We start from the raw sequence: 21,632 nt of genomic DNA on the forward strand, positions 1-21,632 counted from the left end.
GTCGGTCCGGGGCGGCGTCGGGTCGCTATTTGCCGCCCACCCCCATCAGTCCGTTCACGAGCGCGCGCCGGGCCACGAGGTACACGGCGAAGACGGGCACGACGGAGAGGACGATCGCCGCCAGTACCGCCGGGATGTTCACTCCGAACTGCGCCATGAAGTTGAACAGCCCGAGCGTCAGTACGCGGTTCTCCTCCGACTGCGTCAGGATCAGCGGGAACAGGAAGCCGTTCCACGCCTGCAGGGCGGAGAAGATCGCCACCGTGCCGATCCCGGCCCTGGACAGTGGCACCGCCAGCTGCCACAGCATGCGTACGGGTGAGGCGCCGTCGAGGGACATCGCCTCGTACATCTCCTCGGAGACGTCACGCATGGTGCCGCTGAGGACCAGGACCGCGACGGGCATGGCGAAGGCGGCGGTGGGCAGGATGATCGCCCACAGGGTGTCGTACAGGCCGAGTCTGCCGATCATCAGGTACAGCGGCACGATCACCGCCTGCGCCGGGATCGCGACGCCCAGCAGGAACATCCGGAAGGCGAGCGACGAGAGGCGGCTGCGGGTGCGCACCGCCACGTACGCCACCGGGACCGAGAGCACCAGCACGATGGCCACCGTGGCGACGGCGACGACGGCCGTGTTGCCGAGCAGCGAGACGAACCCGCTGTCCAGGACGGTTCGGTAGTTGTCGAGCGTCGGGTCGGTCGGGACGGCCAGCGGATCACCGTTCAGCGCCTGGTCCTGGCGCATCAGCGACGCGGACACCAGGGTGTAGAGCGGCACGAGGACGACCAGGAGCCAGACCAGCGAGCCGAAGCCGGCCACCGGGTTGCCGAGGGACCCGCGGCGGCGGACCGGGCGTCCACGGCGCGGCGCGGAAGGCTTCGCCCGGTGCTGCGGCGCGGCGGGGCGGGTGTCGATCGACATGGCGTCACATACCTTCCCGGGTGGACCGCATGGTCCCGAACCCGCTGAAGCGGACCATCGCCAGCGAGATGCTGGTGGCCACGACGACGAGCGCGGTGGCGATGGCGGCGGCGTAGCCGAGGTCGTAGGTCTGGAAACCGGTCCGGTACATCAGGTAAGGCAGGATCGTCGTGTCCGTGCCTGGCCCGCCCTTGGTCATGATGAGCACGGTGTCGAAGTACGTCAGGGAGCCGACGACCATCAGGACCGAAGAGGTCGTGATGGTGTGGCGGAGTTGCGGCAGGGTGATGTGGAAGAACTGCCGCACCATGCCGGCGCCGTCGATGGCGGCGGCCTGGTGGAGGACCTCGGGGATCTGGCGGGCCCCGCCCTGGTAGATGAGCGTGTGGAACGGCATGAACTGCCAGCCGCCGACGAAGGCCACGACGAGCAGGGCGCCGGTGGACGATCCCATGACGTCGGGATCGATGCCCAGCCAGGGCCCGATCGTCCTGATGACACCGAAGTTCGGGTCCAGCAGCGCGTGGAAGAGCATGGCGATCGCGGTGGTGGAGAGCAGCAGGGGGACGAAGAAGACGGCGGACAGGAAGGCGCGGCTGCGCTGACGGCCCGCCGCCCAGACGCCCAGCAGCAGGGCCACCGGCGTCTGGAAGGCCCAGCTGATCGTGGTGAGCAGGAGGCTCAGCCAGGCGGCCTGGCCGAACTCGGAGTCGTTGAACAGCCGGGTCCAGTTGTCGAGGCCCGTCAGGGTCGGCGAGCCGAGCCCGTCCCACCGGCAGAAGGAGAGGTAGACGGCGATGGCCAGGGGGACGATCGCGAAGACGGCGAAGAAGAGGATGCCGGGGACGGCCCAGGCGACCGGGGGGCGGCCGACGTCGCCGACGGCCGCCTTCCGGTCTCCGTGCCTCTTCGTGGCCGGGGGGTGAGGGGACCTCGTCACCTGACGGCCTTCATCGCTTCGACGAACTGCTCGGGAGTGCTCTTGCCGGCGAACAGCTTGCTGATCTCCGTCAGCAGGGGCGTGGCGTAGCGGGCTTCGAGCGCCTGGTCCCACGAGAGGGTGAAGCTCGGCGCCTTCCGCACCATCTGGTACTGGTCGGCGGCGAACTGCGGGTTGGGCGAACCGCTCAGCATCGAGGCAGCGTTGGACGTGGTGGGTACGTCACCGTTGTCGACCAGGGCCTGGGCGTAGGTCTTCGACGCCATCGTCTTCAGGAAGGCGACTGCTGTGTCCCTGTGCTTGGTGCGGGCGTTGACCGACCAGTAGTTGGTGGGGTTGCCCACGACGTTCGCGGGGTCGCCCACTCCCCCGGTGACCGTGGGGAAGGTGGTCCAGCCGAGGTCCTTCCTCGCGAACTCGGGGGCCTTGCCCAACTGCGTCGAGTACTCCCACGAGCCCATGAGGTGCATGGCCGCCTTGCCCTTGCTGAGCAGGGTCGGGGCTCCGCCGTTGCCGTAGTCGACGGAGTTGAAGTTCTTGCCGAAGGCGCCGTCGTCGATCAGCTTCCTGACCGTCCGGGCCGTCTCGAGCACCGCCGGGTCGCCCCAGCCGTCGGTGTCACCGTTCTGGATCCTCCGGAAGACCTCAGGTCCGCCGATCCGGTCCAGCAGGTACTCCATCCACATCAGTTCGGGCCACTTGTCGGCGCCGCCGAGGGCGAACGGCGTGATCCCGGCTTCGTCGAAGGTGGCGACCGCCTTCTCCAGGTCCTGCCAGGTCCGGGGCGCCTGGAGGCCGTGCTCCTCGAACAGGGCCTTGTTGTAGAAGAGCATCACGGGCTGCATGCCGCGCATCGGCACCCCGTAGATCTTCCCGTCGAGGCTGCCCGCCTCCATGACGGACGGCAGGAAGCCGTCCTTGAGCGTGGCGTCGTCCTTGACCGTCGAGGTCAGGTCGACCAGGTCCTCCGAGTCGACGTACGGCTTGACGGATCCGCCGCCCCAGTTGAAGAAGACGTCCGGGGCGCTGGGCGAACCCATGGCGCTGCGCAGCTTGTTCACGTAGTCGGTGCCGGGGACAGACACGAGCTTGACCTTGACCTCGGAGGTCTTGTTGAACGTGTCGACCGCGGCCTGCTGGACCTTGACGGCGTCGTCACCGTAGACGTAGGCGGTGATGGTCCCGCCGTCCTTGCCGCCGGCCCCGGAGCCGCAGCCGGCCAGCAGGCCCGCCATGGCCATCGCCGCACCTGCCGCGGCCCATCTCGTCGTACGTGTGCCCTGAGCGAATATCCCCGACCGCATGACCGCACCTCTGTCGAATGTTTCGGCGTGACGTTCGAATGTTGCCGGAACCGTACGGTCGTGTTTCGGGCCAGTCAAGAGGGCGGGAGCGAGGATTCACGAAGCTCGCCCGGACCTCTGCTCGCGGACCATGGGGAGTTACGATTCGTGCATGAGCCCTGCAAAGGTCCAGCCCCAACAGGCGAAGGCGTCCGTCGGCGAGTCGTCGCAGAGCACCGCCACGCTGGCAGAGATCGCCCGAGCGGCCGGAGTCTCGGCTCCGACAGTTTCGAAGGTGCTGAACGGGCGCGCCGACGTCGCCCCCGGGACGCGCACGAAGGTGGAGGAGCTGTTGCTGCGGCACGGCTACCGCCGCAGGCGTGGCGCGTCCCAGCAGTCCCAGCTGATCGACCTCGTCTTCCACGAGCTGGACAGCGCCTGGGCCATGGAGGTCGTCCGTGGCGTCGAGAACGTCGCCAGGGAGGAGGGCCTCAGCCTCGTCCTGTCGGAGAGCGCCGGCCGGCTGACTCCGGGCCAGACCTGGGTGGACGGCGTCCTGGCACGCCGCCCGGCCGGGGTGATCCTGGTGCTCTCGGACCTGGACGCGGCGCAGCGGGCCCAGTTGAACAGCCGTTCCATCCCGTTCGTCGTGGTCGATCCGGCGGGTGACCCCGGTGACGACATCCCGTCGGTGGGGGCGGCCAACTGGCAGGGCGGCATCGCCGCGACCCGCCACCTGACAGGGCTTGGCCACCGGCGGATCGGTGTCATCGGGGGGCCTGCCCGCATGATGTGCAGCCGTGCCCGGCTCGACGGCTACCGCGCGGCCCTGGAGACCTCGGGCGTCGCGATGGACCCCGGGCTGGTCCGGGAGGGCGAGTTCAACCACGAGGACGGATACACCGCGGCGCTGGATCTCCTGCGCATGCCGGAACCTCCGACCGCGATCTTCGCCGGGAACGACCTCCAGGCGCTCGGCGTGTACGAGGCGGCGCGCGAACTGGGGCTGCGCATCCCTGAGGACCTCAGCGTGGTCGGCTTCGACGATCTGCCGCTCACCCGGTGGATCGGGCCGCCGCTGACCACGGTGCGCCAGCCGCTCATAGAGATGGCCGAGACCGCCGCCCGGCTGGTCCTCGACCTGGGGCGGGGCAGGCGGCCCGCGACCACGCGGGTGGACCTGGCGACGAGCCTCGTGGTCCGCAGCAGCACGGCTCCACCGGCCCCGCGCTGAGGAAGGCGCGGCAGGGCTCCGGACCGGCCCCTCCCGCGCACCGCTCCTGCCGTGGTCCGGCGGGTGTCGTCGCTACGGGCTGTTGTCAGTGGCGGGGTGCAGACTGGCCCGTATCCGGCACAACGGCGTATCGGGAGGCCCTGTCATGACCGATGTACTCCTCACCGTAGGCACCCGCAAGGGACTCTTCATCGGCCGCAGGCGCGGCGGCAGCTGGGAGTTCGGCGATCCGCAGTTCAACGCCCAGGCGATCTACTCGATCGGCATCGACACCCGGGGAGGGACGCCCCGGCTGCTGGTCGGCGGGGACAGCGCGCACTGGGGTCCGTCGGTCTTCCACTCGGACGACCTCGGCGCGACCTGGGTGGAGCCGCAGCAACCGGCCGTGAAGTTCCCGCAGTTCACCGACGCCTCGCTGGAGCGGGTCTGGCAGCTGCATCCCGCCGGCCCCGAGGCGCCCGACGTCGTCTACGCGGGGACCGAACCGGCGGCGCTCTTCCGGTCGGACGACCGCGGTGAGACCTTCGAACTGGTCCGCCCGCTCTGGGAGCATCCGACGCGGTCCCGGTGGGTGCCCGGTGGAGGAGGCGAGGGGCTGCACACCATCCTGACCGATCCGAGGGACGCCTCGGCGGTGACCGTCGCCGTGTCCACGGCGGGTGTGTTCCGCACCGAGGACGGCGGTGAGCGCTGGGCTCCGTCGAACAAGGGTGTCTCGGCGGTCTTCCTGCCTGATCCCGATCCCGAGTTCGGCCAGTGCGTGCACAAGGTGACCAGGGACGCGGCCGATCCCGACCGGCTCTATCTGCAGAACCACTGGGGTGTGTTCCGCAGCGACGACGGCGGGAGGCGCTGGAAGGACATCGGAGCCGGTCTGCCCTCGGACTTCGGCTTCGCGGCCGCCGCGCACCCGCACCGAGCGGACACGTTCTTCGTCTTCCCGATCAACGCCGACGCGGACCGGGTCCCCGCCGGTCACCGCTGCCGTGTGTACCGCACACGGGACGCGGGCGACACCTGGGAGCCCCTGACGCGCGGCCTTCCGGAGGGCGACCACTACGGCACGGTGCTGCGCGACGGCCTCTGCACCGACGACGCCGACCCGGCCGGTGTCTACTTCGGCAACCGCAACGGCGAGGTATACGCGAGCGCGGACGACGGCGACAGCTGGCAACAGCTCGCCTCGCACCTGCCGGACGTGTTGTGCGTACGGGCCGCTGTGCTCGGCTGACAGGGCGGCGGAACGGTCACGGCCGGCGCGTGGCCGGCCGGATCACTCGGTCGGCACGCACAGCACCGGGACGGTCGACAGGTGCAGGAGCTTGTGCGGGGTGGAGCCGAGCAGCGCACCCCGTATCGGGCTCTCGCCCCAGGTACCCACCACGATGACCCTCGCGTCGTGGCGCGCGGCGGCTTCCATCAGGGCCTGCGCAGGATTCAGGTCGATGACCTCGACCGTGGTCGGCACATCCGCCTCCTCCGCCGAGGCGACCGCGTGTTCCAGACCTGCGCGTCCGGCCTGGCGGATGGCGTCGTAATGGGCGCGGTACTCCTCGCCGGTGGGACCGGGCGGCGCCGCCCCGTAGACGAGGACGAGCCGCTCGCCGAAGGCTGCGGCGACCTCGATCGCCGCTCGGAGGGCGCGCGCCGCGCCCGGCGACTCGTCGTACCCGAGGACCACCGACATCTCAGGACTCCTTGCCGTGTACGAGATCGGGGTCGACCACGCCTCGCCGCTCGGCCCAGAAGGCCGGTGACCGGAACCGCAGTACCACCATGAGCACCACGCCGATAAGGGTGATGACGATGCCGATGACGAGTGGCGGGCCGAGCCCGAACCAGGAGGAACCGCTGTAGGAGTTGGCCGGGTCGGACATGTCGATGACCGATCGGACCAGCAGCCAGGTCAGCAGACCGGCTCCGACGACCGGACCGAGGCCGATGAGGAAGAAGTTGCGCGCGCTCTCGGTCAGATGGCGGCGGTAGTAGACCGCGCACGCGACCCCGGTGAGCGCGTAGTAGAAGGCGATGAGCAGGGAGAGCGCGGTCAGCGAGTCGAAGAGCGCGTTCTCGCTGATCTGGTTGACGACGACGTACCAGGCGATGGCGATGGCGGCCACCCACCACGTACTCACGTCGGGGGTCCGGAACCGGGGGTTGATACGGGCGAAGTGCGCCGGCAGGGCGTGGCGGCGGGCCATCGACAGCGCGGTGCGTGACGCCGGGATGATCGTGGTCTGGGTCGAGGCGAGCGCCGATGTCGCGACCGCGAGCAGCACGACCCAGTCCCAGCCGCCCATCACCTCGCGTGCCAGCAGGGCGAAGATGAACTCCTCCTCCCCCGCGTTCTCCGCCAGGTAGGCCGTTCCGGCGAACGCCACGACCGCGAAGCCGACGGACAGGTACGTCACCAGCAGGATGACGGTCGACCACACGCCGGCCTTGCCGGGCGCGCTCGCGGAGTCCTCGACCTCCTCGGTGAGGTTGACCGCCGATTCCCAGCCCCAGTAGATGAACACGCCCAGCAGCAGACCGCCGGTGAGCGCGGCGCCGCCCGCCCCGAAGGGGTTGAGCCATTCGACCGAGGGCTTCACGGAGTCGAAGGACGTCGTGCCCGCGTAGACGCGGTAGAGGGCCACGATCACGAACACGATGAGGAAGGCCACCTGGGCCAGGATCAGGAAGTTCTGCACCTTCGCCGACAGCTCGGTCCCGATGACGCACAGTCCGGTCATCACGATGATCAGGAGCACCGCGAGCAGTTGGCGCACGAAGGCGTTGTCGGCCCAGCTGTCGAGACCGACGGCCATAAGCCCGAAGCTGACGGCGACGTCCGCCAGCGAGCCCACCACGAGCACGCCGGTCATCGCGATGGCCCAGCCGCCCAGCCATCCGCTCCACGGTCCCAGGGCGCGGGTCACCCAGGAGAACGTCGTCCCGCAGTCCTGGTCGGCCTTGTTCAGGTAGTAGAAGGCCGATGCGATGAGGAGCATCGGGACGAAGGAGGCGAACAGCGCTCCGGGGGCGTAGATACCGACGAGCGCCACGATCGGGCCGATGACGGCGGCGACCGAGTAGGCCGGGGACGTGGCGTTCAGTCCGATGACCAGCGCGTCGACGAAGCCGATCGCGTTCGGCTTCAAGCTTGCCGGCGGTGCCGATCCGGCAGGGTCCTCTGCCATGCTCCCTCGCTCGGGTCACAGGCCTGAAGAGAAGGCGGAATATTTCCTTCCACATGCTAGGGAGGGAGGTCCGGTTGCGCACGTCCGGCGTGGCGTCCGGCCACCCCGGACGTGCGCACCGCGGCCGTCACTGCTCGCGCATGCCCCAGGGGGCGCCGTACTCGGTCAACAGATCGAGGAAGGGGCGGGGCGGCATGGCCTCGGGGCCCAGCACCCCGCTGCCGCCCCAGACGCCGCCCGCGACGAGTTCCAGGGCTGCGACGGGGTTGATCGCCGTCTGCCAGACCACGGCCTGTGAGCCGTACTCGCGCATCGACCACTGGTTGTCGACCACGTGGTAGAGGTAGACCTCCCGGGGCCGCCCGTCCTTGCTGCCCTTCACCCAGGTGCCCGCGCACGTCTTCCCGTGCATGCGTTCGCCGAGTCCGGCCGGATCGGGCAGACACGCGGCCACCACGTCACGGGGCGAGACCTCGGCCACGCCGGCACCGCTCTTCACCGCCACGGTGTCCGTACGGTCGAGACCCAGCTTGTGGAGCGTGCGGAGCACCTCGATGAACTCGTCGCCGAGGCCGTACTTGAACGTGACCCGTCGGGCCTTCAGCCACCGCGGGACGAGCAGTACCTCCTCGTGCTCGACGTTGACGCACTCCACGGGGCCGATTCCCTCCGGGAAGTCGAAGACCTCCGGCTCGCTGAAGGGCTCCGTCGTGAACCACCCCCGGTCCTCCTCGTAGACCACCGGCGGGTTCAGGCACTCCTCGATCGTGGTCCAGATGCTGAAGGACGGGGCGAAGTCGTAACCCTCCACCGTCAGATCGGCACCGTCTCGGATGCCGATCTCCTCGATCTCGTCGAAGAGCTCGTCGGAGGCGTACCGGGCGAACACGTCCGAGAGTCCCGGCTCCACCCCGATCCCCACCAGCGCGAGCCGGCCGGCCGCCTCCCACTCGGCCGCCCTGTCGAACTGCGCGTCCCCGAGCTTGACGCCGCACTCCTCGTACGGGCGTGAGGGATGGGGCCTGGACAGGGACATGGCCATGTCGAGGTAGTGCGCGCCGTGGGCGAGGGCCGCCTCGAACAACGGCATGACGAACCGGGGGTCGGTGGCGTTGAGAAGGACGTCGCAGCGGTGTCGCGCCAGGGCGGCCCGCACGGCTGCCGGGTCCGAGGCGTCCAGCGTAACCGCGCTGAAGCGGTCCCCTCGCTCCCCGAGGGCGGCGACAGCCGCCTCCGCCCGTTCGCGGTCGTAGTCGGCGACCGCCATGTGCTCGAAGAAGGACCTGCGGGCCGCGATCCGGGTGATCGCCGTCCCCACCCCTCCCGCGCCGACCAGGAGGACACGCATGGGACACCTCTCCTCTGCCGTTCTCTCGCGGCAACGATGCGGCCGGGCCGGGCGGCCCGGTGGCTGGGGAGGCTAACAGTCCGGCCGCACGGCGGTGGGCAGCCGTCCGGACGGTGTCCCGCGTCCGGGCTACCCGGGCTCCGGGACTCCACCCGGACGGGCTCCGACGCCGCGGAAGGGGCAGAACGGCGACCACGACGAGGAAAAGGTCCGGCCCCACCGGCGGGGGGGATGCCGGTGGGGCCGGGTGCTCACACGGTGCGGGGGGACGCACCGACCGGAGCTCGGTCAGAGAGTCTCGTGCCCCGGATACGGGACCCTAAGCGGGAACCTGCACCGGAATCCTGCCGGGTGTGGCGGGCCTCACCCGGACGATGCCATCGGGCCTCACGGCAGACGCCAGTCCACCGGCTGTTCTCCCGCGCGGACAAGGAAGTCGTTCGTACGACTGAAGGGCCGCGACCCGAAGAAGCCCCGGTCCGCCGACATGGGTGAGGGGTGGGCGGACTCGACGGCGGGCAGGTCCCCGAGGAGCGGCCGCACATTGCGCGCGTCGCGACCCCACAGCACGGACACCATCGGCTTGCCGCGTGCCACCAGAGCGCGGATGGCCTGCTCGGTCACTTCCTCCCAGCCCTTCCCGCGATGGGCGGCGGGCTTGCCGGGCGCCGTCGTCAACGCCCGGTTGAGCAGGAGCACTCCCTGCCGTGTCCAGGGCGTCAGGTCTCCGTCGGAAGGCCACGGGAGGCCCAGGTCGGCGTGAAGTTCCCGGAAGATGTTCTCGAGGCTGCCCGGGAGCCGCCGCACGTCGGGCGCCACGGCGAAACTCAGCCCCATGGCCATGCCCGGGGTCGGGTAAGGGTCCTGACCGACGATCAGGACGCGCACCTCGTCGAACGGCTGCTGGAAGGCGCGCAGAACGTCCTTGCCGGCGGGAAGGTAGGTGCGCCCGGCGCCGATCTCGGCGCGGAGGAAGTCCCCCATCTCCGCGATTCGGCCGGCCACCGGCTCCAACGCCCGAGCCCAGCCGGGCTCCACAAGTTCACTCAACGGTCGCGCTGCCACGTACGTCACTCTACCGGCCCACACGGACGGCGTGATCATGCGGCCCCACGGCCGCCGCCCCGGGGTTAGGCTGCGCGTCGTCGTCACTCCTCCAGCCCCCGGAGCCGGTCATGAGGTCGCGCAGATGTACGCAGACGGTCAGCGGTGCCCGTTGACCCCGCCGGCCACGCGGAGCGAACGGCGGCCGGTCGAGCGGTGGTTGCCGTGACCGCCGCGCCGGACGCGCTCGTCCTCGGCGTGGACTCGGGCGGTTCCGGACTGAGGCTGGCACTCGGATCCGTGGACGCCCGGCGCCCGGTACGTACCGCGGTATGCGCCGAGCCGGTGCGTACCGGCGCCGGCGGCATCGACGCCGGGCACCTGCTGGAACAGGTGCTGCCCGAAGCACGCCGGCTGCTGGAGCCGGAGGGCCCGGGAGCGGTCGTCACCGCCGTGGCGATCGGGGCAGCGGGGATGGCGACACTCGGCGAGCGGTTGCGGGCCGAGCTGCCCGCCGCCCTCGCGTCCGCCCTGGGGGTGCGACGGGTCGCCCTGGCCGCCGACGCGGTGACCGCCTATGCCGGGGCGCTCGGCCGGCGGCCCGGAGCGGTCGTCGCCGCGGGCACCGGCATGATCGCGCTGGGCACCGACCTCACGACGTGGCGCAGGGCCGACGGCTGGGGGCACCTGCTGGGTGACAGCGGCGGCGGCGCCTGGATCGGCCGCGAGGGGCTCGACGCGGCGATGCGGGCCCACGACGGACGACGCGGCGGATCGCCCGCGCTGCTCGCGCGGCTCGAGGCGGTCCTCGGACCCGCGACCGGGCTCCCCGGCCTGCTCTACCCGAGGACGGACCGCCCCGCGCTGCTCGCGTCCTTCGCACCCGAGGTCGGGGCCTGCGCCGTGTACGACGAGGTGGCCTCGCGCATCCTGCGGGAGGCGGCCGCACACATCGCCGAGGCCGCCGCCGCAGTGTGCCCGCGACCCGCGCCCGACGCGGCGCCCGGGGCCGAAACGTACGAAGTCGCCCTGACCGGTGGATTGTTCCGCATGGGCGAGACCCTGCTCGGGCCGCTGCGGGAGGAACTGGCCGAGCAGGTGCCGCAGGCGCGGGTGGTGCCGGCGGCGGGTGACCCGCTGCACGGCTCCCTGGAGATCGCCCGAGCCCTCGCGGAACCCGGGCCCGGGCTGCCGCCCCACCCGACCCTGCTGTTCGTACCGGGAGTAACGTAGGCGATTCGGGCGATCATTCACCCGGGACAGAACACGCCAGTTACCCACTATGCCGCTCCACAGACATATACGGACAGATAACGCCTTGCCGCCCCCTCCCCGAACAGAGGGGCACCCAAAACCAGTAGCATGCGGCGCCATGAGCACCCCCACTGGGCCCGCTTCCGGCCTGCCTGTACGAATGCCGCGACCTCGCCAGTCCGGACGGCACCGCCGCCCGGAGCCCGTGGTCGCACCTGAGGGCGCTGCCGCGCTCGTTCTCGCCGTTCCCGGTGCCCCCTCCTCGGCCTCGCGAAGCCTGGCCGAAGAGGTGATCAGCATCGCCCGTTCCGAGCTGCCCGGCCTGAACGCGCAGATCGGCTATCTCGACGGCGACGACGCCGAATATCCCACGCTCGTCTCCGTACTCACCCATGCCGCGACCGAGCGCACCGCGCGCTACGAGCAGGCCACCGCCGCCGGCCGCGAGGTCGCCGAGCCCACCGGCACGTCCGCCGTCGTGGTCCCGCTCCTCGCGGGCCCGGACAGCGCCCTGATCCGGCGCATACGGCAGGCCGTCGCGGACAGCGGCACGCAGGCCGAGCTGACCGACGTGCTCGGTCCGCATCCGCTGCTCGCCGAGGCGCTCCACGTGCGCCTGTCGGAGGCCGGGCTGGCGCGCGCCGACCGCGCCAGGCTGTTCACCGTGGCGACCGCGGCCGACGGCATCGTGCTGGCCACGGTCGGCGGCGAGGAGGCCGTGCAGGCCGCCGGGATCACCGGCATGCTGCTGGCCGCCCGCCTCGCGGTGCCGGTGATGGCCGCGGCCCTGGACGTCGAGGGGTCAGTCGCCTCGATCGCCGCCCAACTGCAGAACTCCGGTTCAGCGCAGCTCGCACTCGCGCCGTACCTCGTGGGGCCCGAGGTCGACGCCGGACTGCTGGACACCGCCGCGAAGGAGGCCGGCTGCGCGACCGCCGAGCCACTCGGGGCGTACCCGGCCATCGGCAAGCTCGTGCTCTCGCTGTACGCGACGACGCTGGGGATCACGCCCGCGACGCCGCAGGGAGCCCAGGCGCACTGATCCACTGGCCTGGGGGCGCGGACCGCTCGGGTCCCGCCCCCGGACAGGATCATGTGTCAGGCTCGGGCATCAGGTATCAGGCGAAGATCACGCAGGAAGCAGCCGGAATCTCGACGGAGCCGGCGGCGGACGGCATCCCCGTCTCCGCGTCGAGGGCGAACCAGCTGACGCTCCCGGAGTGCTCGTTGGCGGCGTACAGCCACTGTCCGGTGGGGTCGAGGGTGAGGTCGCGGGGCCAGTGGCCGCCGCAGCCCACGGCCGCCACCAGGACGGGCTCCTCCGGCGTCTCACCGAGGGTCAGTACGGAGATGCTGTCGTGGCCGCGGTTGGCCGTCCACAGGAAGCGCCCGTCGTGCGAGACCACCGGTTCGGACGGGTACGTACGCACCGCTCCGGCTCCGTCGTGTGCGTCGGCCGGCAGCACCGGCGTCTCACCGACCGGCTCGAGCAGTCCGGCGGCGGCGTCCCAACGGCACACGGTGACGGTGGGTTCCAGCTCGTTCAGGACGTAGACGTGCTGCCCGGACGGGTGGAACGCCAGGTGACGCGGCCCGGCGCCCGGACGCAGCGCCGCCTCGGAGTGCGGCAGCAGGGAACCCGTGGCCGGGCCGAGGGTGCAGACGCGCACGGAGTCCGTGCCGAGGTCCACGCTCAGCAGCCAGTTCCCCGAGGGGTCCGGGAGCACCTGGTGCGCGTGGGGGTCCGCCTGCCGTCCGGCATCGGGGCCGCTGCCCTCGTGCCGCAGTACGCAGGTGGCCGCGGCGGGCGCCCCGTCGGGGCGCAGGGGCAGCACGGTGACGCTTCCCGAGCCGTAGTTGGCGGTGAGCAGATGGCCCGCGGAGACGGCCAGGTGCGTGGGGCCGCTCCCGTCCACCGGCCGGAGCTCGCCGATGAGCCGCGGTGCACCGGCGTCACCGGTACCGCTGATGTCGAAGGCCGCGGCGGCGCCTTCGGAGGTCTCGCTGACCGCGTACAGCACCGGGGCGCCCGTCGCGGGCGCGTGGCCGACGGCGAGGAAGGACGGGTCCGCGACGACGTCCGTGGACGCCAGGACGGTCAGCGCACCGGTGTCACCGTCGACGTCGGCGACGGTGATCCCGAGTCCACCCGCCGAGGTGAACGACCCTATGAATGCCCGTCCGGCCCTGCTGGCGCCCATAGCGCTACCCCTCTTCACATCCGTCGCGATCTTCACGGCCGACGGTAGCAGGCAGCCCATTTTGGTCCAGACCAATGCGCCGCCCGTACGCGAAGGGGTCAGGCCGCGACCAGAGGAGCGCGCGGGGAGCTGTGCAGCGGAGCGGCGAGCTCGGCGAGTGCCCGCTCCAGGCTGTGAAGGTGGGCGAGCGCGGGCTCGACGACGCCGACGGGCGGCAGTACGCCCACGGAGGCCGCAGCCCCACGGTGCCTGCGGGCCGGAGCGGTCAGCGCTTCCACGGACGACTCGACGCGCCAGCAGGCCGCGGCCAGGCGGGCGTCGTGCGACGCCTCCGGGTCCGCCGCGACGGATGCCAGCCCCCGCACCTCACGTGCGCAGACGTCGAGCAGGGCGAGCACCTGCCCCGCTCGTGCCTTGCGGGCGCGCAACGGGCTCAGCGGATGCACGAGCGGGCCCAGTGACAGCCGTACGCGGCCGAGGAGCGCCTCCAGTTCCGCGACCCGGGGGGCGGGATCGGCGGTCACCGACCCCGCGAGGCGCGCGGCGGCCTCAGCCGTGCACGCGTGCACACAGCGCAGGGCCCGCTGGATCCAGGCGTCGGTCGTGGCATGGGTCGTGACCGGCAGCACGACGAGCACCGCCAGCATCGCTCCGAGCGCCCCCACGCCCGTCTCGACGAGGCGCAGCGCGAGCAGCGCGGGGTCGAGGACGCCGAGCGCACCGTAGAGCGCGCCGGCCAGGACCGTCACCGAGAACATCATCCAGGTGTACGAGACCGCCCCGGAGTAGAAGATCCCGAACACACCGAGCGCGACCAGGAGCGCCGTGGGGGCGGGCGCACCGTGCAGGGGAGCGATGACGACCAGGCCCACGGGGATGCCGATCAGTGTGCCCAGCACTCGGCGGAAGCCCCGGACCAGCGTCTCGCCGCGCGAGGCGGTGTTGACGAACACCCACCAGGTGGCGCCGACCGCCCAGTACCAGCGCTCGTCGGAGAGGACCTGGCCCGCCAGGAGCGCGAGCGCCCCGCCGACCGCCGCCTGGACCGCCTGACGCGTGGTCGCCCGGGCCAGCCCGCGGCCCGCCACCGGCGCGGGCGCGGCGGTCACGGGCAGTCGGCGCTCGTAGCACCACAGGCCGAAGCGGACGGCCGAGGCGGCGAGCAGCGAGAGCAGCACGGCGGAGAAGAGCTCGGGCAGCTGACCGGGGAGCGTGTGCAGGAACTGGGCGATGAAGAAGGACATGAAGGCGAACACGCCGAGCGAGTGCCCTCGCGGGCCCCATCGCCGGGCGTACACGCCCGCGCCCATCACCGCCAGAAAGGCGAGGTCGCGCGCCACCGGCTGGTCGTGCAGCACCGCCGCCAGTGCGAGTACGGGCAGCCCGGCAACGGGCAGCAGCGCCGTGGTGACCGCCTGGCCGCGCACGGTCGCGTCGGTGACCGTGAAGAGAGCCAGCAGCGCCGCCAGCCCGCCGGTGATCGCACCGACGAGTGAATGACCGGCCGTGCCGCACACGACGACGGCCAGCCCGATGCCGAGGACGGCCCTGGTCGCGTGCCGAAGCCGCAGCCGCCCCGGATCCGGAGCCACGAACAACCTCTTCAGCACTGCTTCCCGCCCCTTCTCACGAAAAAGGGCGCCACGGAATCCGCGGCGCCATCGACAGGAGCATCAGACCATGCTTTCGACCGCTGGCTCAACAGGCGATCCAAACCCTGGGCCATTGGCACACCCAGGCCACCGATCCGTGTACCAGAGCCCGACCATTGGCAGGCTCGGAGGGCTAGGAGGGCTCGGACACCGCCGGTGTCCGCACGGCGGGGCCGAGCCCAGGCCGCCCCTGACCGACGCACTCCCGGCGGAGGGCACCGGGATCCGGCGCCCTCCCCACCGTCGGCCGGGCGGCCGGGGATCAGCTCTTCCTGCGGCGGTAGGCCGCCCACGCCACAGCCACCACTCCCGCGGCTGCCAGCAGCGCGGTGCGGTTCTCGCGCGCCAGGAGTGCGCCCTTGGCCGCCTTCCGGCGCACCGGCTCGGGCGCCTTGTCCTCCCACAGGCTCCCCGCCGCGGCGGCCTTCGCCCGGACTTCCTCCGCCGCCTGTGCCGCCTTGTCCTTGACGGGTACGGGCACCGCGTCCTGGACGCGGTGCGCCGCTTCGGCAGCCTTTGCCTTCAACTCCCCGGCCTTGGCGGCGGCCTGCTCCTTCGCTTCGGCGGCCTTCTGCTCGGCCTCGTCCTTCACGTCGGCCGCGTCGGCCTTGGCCACCAGTGCCTCGACCGTCCGACCGAGTTCGTCGCGAACCTCCTCGGCCTTCTCGCGGACACCCTCCGGGCCGGATGCGGTCGGCTTGTCGTCTGACGGCTTGGTCATCGGTGGGCGCTCCTCTTGGTCTCGGCCACGCGGGGCCTGCACGTCGTGCCTCGGCCACGTCGGCCGTCACGTAATGGGTCGCCGACTCGGGCGCGGGTGGCACCGCCCGGGCGACCCTCCTGTCCCGTCGGAGCCGGACGCCACGAGGGCGCCCGGACCGTACGTGCTCCCACGCGTACCCCGAACCGGGCGGTTCAGCGCCTCACGGCGTCATCGGCCGTATGTGGCGCGGCACAGGTCGACGATGCCGGCCGAGGCGACTCCCCTGCCGGTCGCGCACACGGAGCGCATGTCGTACGTCCGCCGCGGCTCGGCCCGCCGGGGCGCGGCCGCTCGCCGGGGCCGCTCGGGCCGGACCGGAACCACCCGGCGCGGCTGGTCACGGGCTTCCGTGCGGGCAGGCGGTGCGTCCGCGCCCGCCCGGCGGGCAGGCGCGCTCCCGGCCTCGCGCTTCTTCCGCTTCTTCGCGTCAGCGCCCCTCCGTCGCCCTTCCGCCCTCCCCAGGTCGTCGTGCACGGCCGGAGGCTCGGCGGGCACGACGGACGCCTGGGCCGCGGGCACGTTCCCGGAGCGCCCGGAGACCGCGGGCACGGGTCTGTCCGCTCCGGCCGGCACGGACACACAGCCGGCCGTACCCAGCAGGGCGACGAGCACGAGGGAGATCGACCGCAGGTTCATGCCGTGGTCAACGACGGCCGGCGCGGCCGGACACGTCCGGGACGCTGGCCCGCCGGGGCGCCTCCGGCCGCCGTCCCGGCTGTCCGGGCCGGCCGGCCACGCCCTCGTCGACGTGGTGGCCGAGTCGAGCGCACACGTCAACAGCGGTTGTACGCACGACTCCTCGGACGCTGCGTGGCGCCACCGCGTCCACTGCGAGACGCCGGCATCCGTAGCGACGGCGTCGGTGGTCGTCGCGGCCACGCCCCGGCCGGCGAGGAGCCGTACGGCCTCACGGGCGATCTCCAGCCGGGCGGCCGCCTTGCGCCGCCCGGTCCGGGCGCCCGAGGCGTGCCCGTCGCCGTGAGCCGTAACGCCGTCCGGACCTCCGTGTGCGAGCTCCGAGGGGACCCGGCACAGGCCCGCGCGAGCTGCCGCACCACCCGCACGCCCATCCTGACGATCATTCATTTCCGGACAACCCTCCCCCACCCGGCACCCGCGCGAATATGCATCGACCACATGATGTGTATCATGCACTTCTGACGGAGGTGCAGGTCACAAGTCCAGCAGGAGCGAGCGGAGTTGCGCGTGAGCACACCCCGGACACGGACTCCAGGTGGGAGACCCGGCCCGGCCCGTCTGCGGCCCCCGACTCCGTACCGGTCGCCCGAAGTCCCGTAACCGCGCCGCCCGGCACGCTCTCGCACCCGCCGGCTCACACCTGGCGGGCGACCCGCCGCGAAGCCGTTCGCGACAGCCGCCGGCCGCCGTCAGCAGCACCGATCACCGAAGAGGAACGAGGCCACGCATGCCCGCCCCCCACACCTCACCCACCGGCCAGGACACCTACGAACCGGACTTCGACCCCGAAGCGCTGCGCCAGAAATACCGCGCCGAACGCGACCGCCGGATACGGCCCGACGGAAGCGCCCAGTACCGCAGCGCGTCCGGTGAGTTCGGCTACTACGACGCCGATCCCCACGCCGACCCCGACTTCGCGCGCGAGCCGCTGCGGGACCGGGTCGACGCGGTGGTCGTCGGCGGCGGGTTCGGCGGACTCCTGGCAGCGGCGAGGCTGCGGCAGGCCGGCGTCGAGTCGATCCGGATGGTCGAGAAGGGCGGTGACTTCGGCGGCACCTGGTACTGGAACCGGTATCCGGGCATCCACTGCGACATCGACTCCTACACCTACATGCCGCTGCTCGAAGAGGTCGGCTACGTCCCGAAGTGGAAGTACGCGCCGGGAGAGGAGATCCGCGAGCACTCCCAGGCCGTCGCCAGGCACTTCGACCTCTACCGGGACGCCTGCTTCCAGACCGAGGCCACCGGACTGCGATGGGACGACGGCGCGTCGGAATGGACGGTCTCCACCGACCGGGGCGACCGGATCAGGGCGAGCTACGTGGTGGTGTCCAGCGGAACACTCAGCCAGGCGAAGCTTCCCGGCATCCCGGGCATAGAGAGCTTCGAGGGCCACACCTTCCACACCAGTCGCTGGGACTACGACTACACCGGGGGCGACCAGAACGGCGCCCTCACCGGGCTCGCCGACAAACGTGTGGCGCTCATCGGCACGGGGGCGACCGCCATCCAGGTCGTACCGCACCTCGGCGCCGACGCGCGGCAGGTGTACGTGTTCCAGCGAACGCCCTCCTCGGTCGACGTGCGGGACAACCGGCCCACCGACCCGGAGTGGGCCGAGTCGCTCGAGCCGGGGTGGCAGCGTCGCCGCATGGAGAACTTCCTGGAGGTCGTGACCGGCAAGGCGGTGGACGAGGACCTGGTGGACGACGCCTGGACCAGCACCGCCCGCCTGCAGGAGAAGCTCATACCGACCGACGCCTACGCGGACGTGCCGGCCGAGGAGCGCGAACGCGCCTACGAGCTGGCGGACTTCGAGAAGATGAACGAGATCCGCGCCCGCGTGGACTCCCTCGTCGAGGACCGGGACACGGCCGAGAAGCTCAAGCCCTGGTACCGCTACATGTGCAAGCGGCCCACCTTCAGCGACCACTACCTCCAGACCTTCAACCGCCCCGGCGTCACCCTGGTCGACACCGCCGACAGCCACGGCGTCGAACGGATCACCGGTAACGCGGTGGTCGTCGGCGGTGTGGAGTACGAGGTCGACTGCATCATCTTCGCGACCGGATTCGAGGTCGGCGTCTCCGGCGTGCTGTCCGGGAAGCTCCCGGTCCACGGCCGGGGCGGGGTGTCCCTGCTGGAGTCCTGGAAGAACGGCCCGGCGACACTCCACGGCTTCTACTCCCACGGCTTCCCGAACTTCTTCCAGCTCGGGCCCCTGCAGAACGCGAGTGCCGTCAACTACGTGCACATCCTCGACGAGCAGGCCACCCACGTCGCCGAGGTCGTGGCCGAGTCCCGCAGGCGCCGGGCGCGGCACGTCGAGCCGACCGTCGAGGCACAGGAGGAGTGGGTGGCCACGATCCGCCGCAAGGCGGCGAGCCTCCACACGTTCCAGGCGGAGTGCACCCCCGGGTACTACAACAACGAGGGCAGGCCGCGTGCGCGCAGCGAGTCGTTCGGGGACGGGCCGGTGGCCTTCCACGAGCTGCTGCGGAACTGGCGCGAGGGGGACGGGATGGACGACGTCATGGCAGGGGCGGAGTGACGCGGGTGCGCGAGGCGGACGAGCGGCCGGTGGCCTACCCCAGCAGGTTCGACGGAACCCGGCCCGGCGGGGACGGCCAGGCCACCGGGCGCCGACCGGTCCAGAGGCTCAACCCGGCCAACCCGCTGTGGGGGTCCAACGGCATCGCGTTCGGCCCGGACGGACGGCTGTACGTCGCCGAGTTCCTGGGCGGCAGGATCAGCGCGGTGGATCTCGACGCGGGTGAACTCGACGTCGTCGTACCGGCGGGCGGGCCGGTGGAGTCACCGGACGACCTCGCCTTCGGGGCGGACGGTTCGATGTACGTCGCCGACCTGGTGCCCGGCCGCGTCTGGCGGCGCAGCCCCCAGGGGGAGTACAGCCTGGTCTGCGACGAGGTGCAGAACCCGAACGGCATAACCTGCGTCGGCGACCGGCTGTTCGTCAACGAGATGAAGCCGGACGGCCGTCTGCTGGAGCTCTTCCCGGACGGAGGTGAACCGGCCGTGCTCACAGGGGGGCTGGCCCTCGGCAACGCGATGCAGCGCGGCCCCGACGGGTGGCTCTACTACCCGCACATGGTCAGCGGGCAGGTGTGGCGCATCCCGCCGGACGGCGGTGAGCCCGAGCTCGTCGCGGACCAGGTGGAGCTGCCGGTCGCGGTGCGCTTCGACCTGGCCGGGGTGCTGCACGTGCTGTCGCTGGGCCCGGAGGGCAGGGTGACCCGGATCGACCTGCACGGCACGGGGTCGCGGACCGTGGTCTCCAGTGGTGTGGCGGGGCTGGACAACGCGGCCTTCGACGCCGAGAACCGGATGTTCGTGTCCAGCTACGCCACCGGCGGCATCACCGAGATGCACCCGGACGGGCGGACCCGGGTGATCGTGCCCCGGGGTTTCGACGGGCCGTACGGCGTCACGGTGGACCTGGGCGGCACGGTCTACGCCGCCGACCACTACCGGGTGGCCGGGCCTCCGGCCGCGGAGGAGGACACGCGGGACGCGGCCGGCGCCGAGGGGCCGGTCAGCCACGTACTGGCGCCGTTCGCACACGGCATCGCGGCTGACGGCGATCTCCTCCACCTCACCTCGCAGTTCGGGGACGTCCGGACGTACGACCCCGGGGAAGGGACCATGCGGACACGCGTGGTGGGGCTGCGCCGGCCCATGGGCATCGCGGTGGGGCCGGCAGGCGCGCTGGTCGTCGCCGAGAGCGGCGGGGGCAGGATCCTGTCCGTCGCGGAGGACGACACCGTCACCGTGCTCGCGGAGGGGCTGGGCCGTCCGGTCGACGTGGCCTTCGACGCCGCAGGGCGGTGTCACGTCAGTGACGAGCGGGCGGGCACCGTGGTCCGGCTGGAGGAGGACGCGGCGACGACGGTCGTCGCGGACGGCCTCGGCGCGCCGCAGGGGCTGACCGTCGTGGGCGACACGCTGTACACGGTGGAGACGGGGCGCCGCAGGCTGCGCGCGGTCTCGCTGACCACGTCGGCGAGCTGGACCGAGGCCGAGGACCTGCCGGTAGGGGGCTCACCGGGCGCCGGGCACCGGCAGCCGGAGGCGGAACCCGCGCTGTTCGCCAACGGTCTGCCGGGACTGGCCCGCCGCTTCGCGGGGATCGCCGCAGCGCCGGACGGCTCGCTCGTCCTGTCGGCGAACGGCGAGGGCACTCTGCTGCGGCTGACACCGTCCGGGCCACCGGAGTAGACCCGGTGGTGCCCCTGCCGCGGTACACACCGGTGCCGCGGCGGGGGCGGCCGGACGCGCGCCCGGTCCGGACCACGTGCAGCCGGCCCTCCGGCGCTCTGGGTACAGTCGGGCGACCGATCACCGAGCCGCAAGGAGCCCAGCCGGACATGGCGGTGGACGCCCTCGACACCCGTATCCTGCGTCTGCTCATCGAGCAGCCGCGCACCAGCATGCGTGAGTACGCGCGCATCCTGGCCGTGGCGCGCGGCACCCTCCAGGCCCGCCTCGACCGGCTGGAACGGGACGGGGTGATCACGGGCACGGGCCCGGCCCTCTCCCCCGCCGCACTCGGGCACCCGGTGCTCGCCTTCGTCCACCTGGAGGTGACGCAGGGGCACCTGGACGAGGTGGGAGACGCGCTCGCGGCGGTCCCGGAGATCATCGAGGCGTTCTCGACCACCGGTGGCGGGGACCTGCTGACCCGTGTCGTGGCGCGTGACAACGGCCATCTGGAGGACGTGATCCAGCAGTTGATCCAGCTCCCGGGCGTGGTCAGGACGCGGACGGAGGTGGCTCTGCGGGAGCGGGTGTCCTACCGGGTGCTGCCTCTGGTCGAAGCCGTGGGACGGGCAGCAGGCCCCCTCTGATCGGAGCCGACCGCACCGCGGGGCCGTCCCTGACGGGCCGTCCGGGGGCGAGAACAGGGCAGGTCCGGCAGGTGGGTTGGCCGGATCCGGCTCTCTGCCGCAGGCCGGGCGATCGGAGGTCCGGGGTGCGGATATCCTGATCACGCCGCGCAACCCGACGCACCGTAACGAGGCGATGAGCCCGATGATGTCGCCGTCGCGGCAGTCGGAGCGGGCGACATTTCGAGATTGGTGTGCACAGG

At 71.9% G+C, this 21,632-nt stretch carries 18 protein-coding genes; 7 read left to right on the forward strand and 11 right to left on the reverse strand.

What is annotated here, in order from left to right; all coding sequences use genetic code 11:
• Nucleotides 1-25: 25 nt before the first annotated feature.
• Genes AB0I83_RS19895 through AB0I83_RS19905 form a run of 3 tightly spaced genes read right to left on the reverse strand, consistent with a single transcriptional unit; the run spans nucleotide 26 to nucleotide 3,106 of the window.
• Nucleotides 26-925, reverse strand: coding sequence for a carbohydrate ABC transporter permease (locus AB0I83_RS19895; RefSeq protein WP_356841880.1), 900 nt, complete (start codon nucleotides 923-925; stop codon nucleotides 26-28).
• A gap of 4 nt (nucleotides 926-929) precedes the next feature.
• A complete protein-coding gene (locus tag AB0I83_RS19900) occupies nucleotides 930-1,865 on the reverse strand; it encodes a sugar ABC transporter permease (RefSeq protein WP_363305536.1) in 936 nt (311 codons plus the stop codon).
• Complete coding sequence (locus tag AB0I83_RS19905; RefSeq protein ID WP_363305561.1) at nucleotides 1,862-3,106, reverse strand: extracellular solute-binding protein; 1,245 nt, start codon at nucleotides 3,104-3,106, stop codon at nucleotides 1,862-1,864. Before AB0I83_RS19905 ends, AB0I83_RS19900 begins: the two co-directional genes overlap by 4 nt.
• Before the next feature lie 214 nt (nucleotides 3,107-3,320).
• On the opposite strand from AB0I83_RS19905, the gene AB0I83_RS19910 reads away from it, so the two are divergent.
• Both AB0I83_RS19910 and AB0I83_RS19915 read left to right on the forward strand, forming a co-directional pair.
• On the forward strand, nucleotides 3,321-4,382 hold the full coding sequence (locus tag AB0I83_RS19910) for a LacI family DNA-binding transcriptional regulator (protein ID WP_363305537.1): 1,062 nt from the start codon (nucleotides 3,321-3,323) through the stop codon (nucleotides 4,380-4,382).
• A gap of 145 nt (nucleotides 4,383-4,527) precedes the next feature.
• The gene (locus AB0I83_RS19915) at nucleotides 4,528-5,613 is read left to right on the forward strand and encodes a sialidase family protein (protein ID WP_356535019.1); all 1,086 of its coding nucleotides are present in this window, start codon (nucleotides 4,528-4,530) and stop codon (nucleotides 5,611-5,613) included.
• A 42-nt stretch (nucleotides 5,614-5,655) separates the two neighbouring features.
• Here AB0I83_RS19915 and AB0I83_RS19920 read toward each other — a convergent pair whose 3' ends face one another.
• The 4 genes from AB0I83_RS19920 to AB0I83_RS19935 all read right to left on the reverse strand — a co-directional run bounded on the left by AB0I83_RS19920 (nucleotide 5,656) and on the right by AB0I83_RS19935 (nucleotide 9,977).
• Nucleotides 5,656-6,069 carry a universal stress protein gene (locus AB0I83_RS19920; protein ID WP_356535018.1) on the reverse strand — a complete coding sequence of 138 codons (414 nt, stop codon included), beginning with the start codon at nucleotides 6,067-6,069 and terminating at the stop codon, nucleotides 5,656-5,658.
• Between the two features lies 1 nt (nucleotide 6,070).
• Nucleotides 6,071-7,564: an APC family permease gene (locus AB0I83_RS19925; protein WP_363305538.1), complete on the reverse strand. Its 1,494-nt coding sequence runs from the start codon at nucleotides 7,562-7,564 to the stop codon at nucleotides 6,071-6,073.
• Between the two features lie 127 nt (nucleotides 7,565-7,691).
• A complete protein-coding gene (locus AB0I83_RS19930; protein WP_363305539.1) occupies nucleotides 7,692-8,912 on the reverse strand; it encodes a saccharopine dehydrogenase C-terminal domain-containing protein in 1,221 nt (406 codons plus the stop codon).
• Nucleotides 8,913-9,299: 387 nt separating this feature from the next.
• Nucleotides 9,300-9,977 (reverse strand): uracil-DNA glycosylase, encoded by a 678-nt coding sequence (locus AB0I83_RS19935; RefSeq protein ID WP_363305540.1) that lies wholly within the window; start codon nucleotides 9,975-9,977, stop codon nucleotides 9,300-9,302.
• Between the two features lie 204 nt (nucleotides 9,978-10,181).
• Here AB0I83_RS19935 and AB0I83_RS19940 point away from each other — a divergent pair, with 204 nt between their 5' ends.
• Entirely contained in the window at nucleotides 10,182-11,189 is a 1,008-nt protein-coding gene (locus AB0I83_RS19940; protein WP_356841888.1) for a BadF/BadG/BcrA/BcrD ATPase family protein, read from the forward strand.
• A 139-nt stretch (nucleotides 11,190-11,328) separates the two neighbouring features.
• Nucleotides 11,329-12,252, forward strand: a complete 924-nt coding sequence (locus AB0I83_RS19945) for a hypothetical protein (RefSeq protein ID WP_363305541.1) — start codon at nucleotides 11,329-11,331, stop codon at nucleotides 12,250-12,252.
• Nucleotides 12,253-12,328: 76 nt separating this feature from the next.
• Here the strand turns inward: AB0I83_RS19945 and AB0I83_RS19950 are convergent, their stop codons facing one another.
• The 4 genes from AB0I83_RS19950 to AB0I83_RS19965 all read right to left on the reverse strand — a co-directional run bounded on the left by AB0I83_RS19950 (nucleotide 12,329) and on the right by AB0I83_RS19965 (nucleotide 16,462).
• Nucleotides 12,329-13,411, reverse strand: a complete 1,083-nt coding sequence (locus tag AB0I83_RS19950; protein ID WP_363305542.1) for a lactonase family protein — start codon at nucleotides 13,409-13,411, stop codon at nucleotides 12,329-12,331.
• A gap of 98 nt (nucleotides 13,412-13,509) precedes the next feature.
• Entirely contained in the window at nucleotides 13,510-15,021 is a 1,512-nt protein-coding gene (locus AB0I83_RS19955; protein WP_363305543.1) for an FUSC family protein, read from the reverse strand.
• Nucleotides 15,022-15,325: 304 nt separating this feature from the next.
• Entirely contained in the window at nucleotides 15,326-15,784 is a 459-nt protein-coding gene (locus AB0I83_RS19960) for a hypothetical protein (protein ID WP_363305544.1), read from the reverse strand.
• Between the two features lie 210 nt (nucleotides 15,785-15,994).
• Nucleotides 15,995-16,462: a hypothetical protein gene (locus tag AB0I83_RS19965; protein WP_363305545.1), complete on the reverse strand. Its 468-nt coding sequence runs from the start codon at nucleotides 16,460-16,462 to the stop codon at nucleotides 15,995-15,997.
• A gap of 790 nt (nucleotides 16,463-17,252) precedes the next feature.
• Here AB0I83_RS19965 and AB0I83_RS19970 point away from each other — a divergent pair.
• From AB0I83_RS19970 to AB0I83_RS19980, 3 genes are all read left to right on the forward strand, one after another.
• Nucleotides 17,253-19,076 carry an NAD(P)/FAD-dependent oxidoreductase gene (locus AB0I83_RS19970; RefSeq protein ID WP_363305546.1) on the forward strand — a complete coding sequence of 608 codons (1,824 nt, stop codon included), beginning with the start codon at nucleotides 17,253-17,255 and terminating at the stop codon, nucleotides 19,074-19,076.
• Nucleotides 19,077-19,081: 5 nt separating this feature from the next.
• Entirely contained in the window at nucleotides 19,082-20,761 is a 1,680-nt protein-coding gene (locus tag AB0I83_RS19975) for an SMP-30/gluconolactonase/LRE family protein (RefSeq protein WP_363305547.1), read from the forward strand.
• 149 nt (nucleotides 20,762-20,910) lie between these two features.
• Entirely contained in the window at nucleotides 20,911-21,390 is a 480-nt protein-coding gene (locus AB0I83_RS19980) for an Lrp/AsnC family transcriptional regulator (RefSeq protein WP_356534996.1), read from the forward strand.
• Nucleotides 21,391-21,632: the final 242 nt, after the last annotated feature.

The organism is Streptomyces sp. NPDC049970, from assembly GCF_040660235.1.
Taxonomy (GTDB): domain Bacteria; phylum Actinomycetota; class Actinomycetes; order Streptomycetales; family Streptomycetaceae; genus Streptomyces.

Bases quoted from the DNA above. Each gene is read 5' to 3' on its own strand.
- AB0I83_RS19895 (WP_356841880.1), bottom strand. From the start codon at position 925: ATGTCGATCGACACCCGCCCCGCCGCGCCGCAGCACCGGGCGAAGCCT.
- AB0I83_RS19905 (WP_363305561.1), bottom strand. From the start codon at position 3,106: ATGGCCATGGCGGGCCTGCTGGCCGGCTGCGGCTCCGGGGCCGGCGGC.
- AB0I83_RS19910 (WP_363305537.1), top strand. From the start codon at position 3,321: ATGAGCCCTGCAAAGGTCCAGCCCCAACAGGCGAAGGCGTCCGTCGGC.
- AB0I83_RS19915 (WP_356535019.1), top strand. From the start codon at position 4,528: ATGACCGATGTACTCCTCACCGTAGGCACCCGCAAGGGACTCTTCATC.
- AB0I83_RS19920 (WP_356535018.1), bottom strand. From the start codon at position 6,069: ATGTCGGTGGTCCTCGGGTACGACGAGTCGCCGGGCGCGGCGCGCGCC.
- AB0I83_RS19925 (WP_363305538.1), bottom strand. From the start codon at position 7,564: ATGGCAGAGGACCCTGCCGGATCGGCACCGCCGGCAAGCTTGAAGCCG.
- AB0I83_RS19930 (WP_363305539.1), bottom strand. From the start codon at position 8,912: ATGCGTGTCCTCCTGGTCGGCGCGGGAGGGGTGGGGACGGCGATCACC.
- AB0I83_RS19945 (WP_363305541.1), top strand. From the start codon at position 11,329: ATGAGCACCCCCACTGGGCCCGCTTCCGGCCTGCCTGTACGAATGCCG.
- AB0I83_RS19950 (WP_363305542.1), bottom strand. From the start codon at position 13,411: ATGGGCGCCAGCAGGGCCGGACGGGCATTCATAGGGTCGTTCACCTCG.
- AB0I83_RS19960 (WP_363305544.1), bottom strand. From the start codon at position 15,784: ATGACCAAGCCGTCAGACGACAAGCCGACCGCATCCGGCCCGGAGGGT.
- AB0I83_RS19965 (WP_363305545.1), bottom strand. From the start codon at position 16,462: ATGAACCTGCGGTCGATCTCCCTCGTGCTCGTCGCCCTGCTGGGTACG.
- AB0I83_RS19970 (WP_363305546.1), top strand. From the start codon at position 17,253: ATGCCCGCCCCCCACACCTCACCCACCGGCCAGGACACCTACGAACCG.
- AB0I83_RS19980 (WP_356534996.1), top strand. From the start codon at position 20,911: ATGGCGGTGGACGCCCTCGACACCCGTATCCTGCGTCTGCTCATCGAG.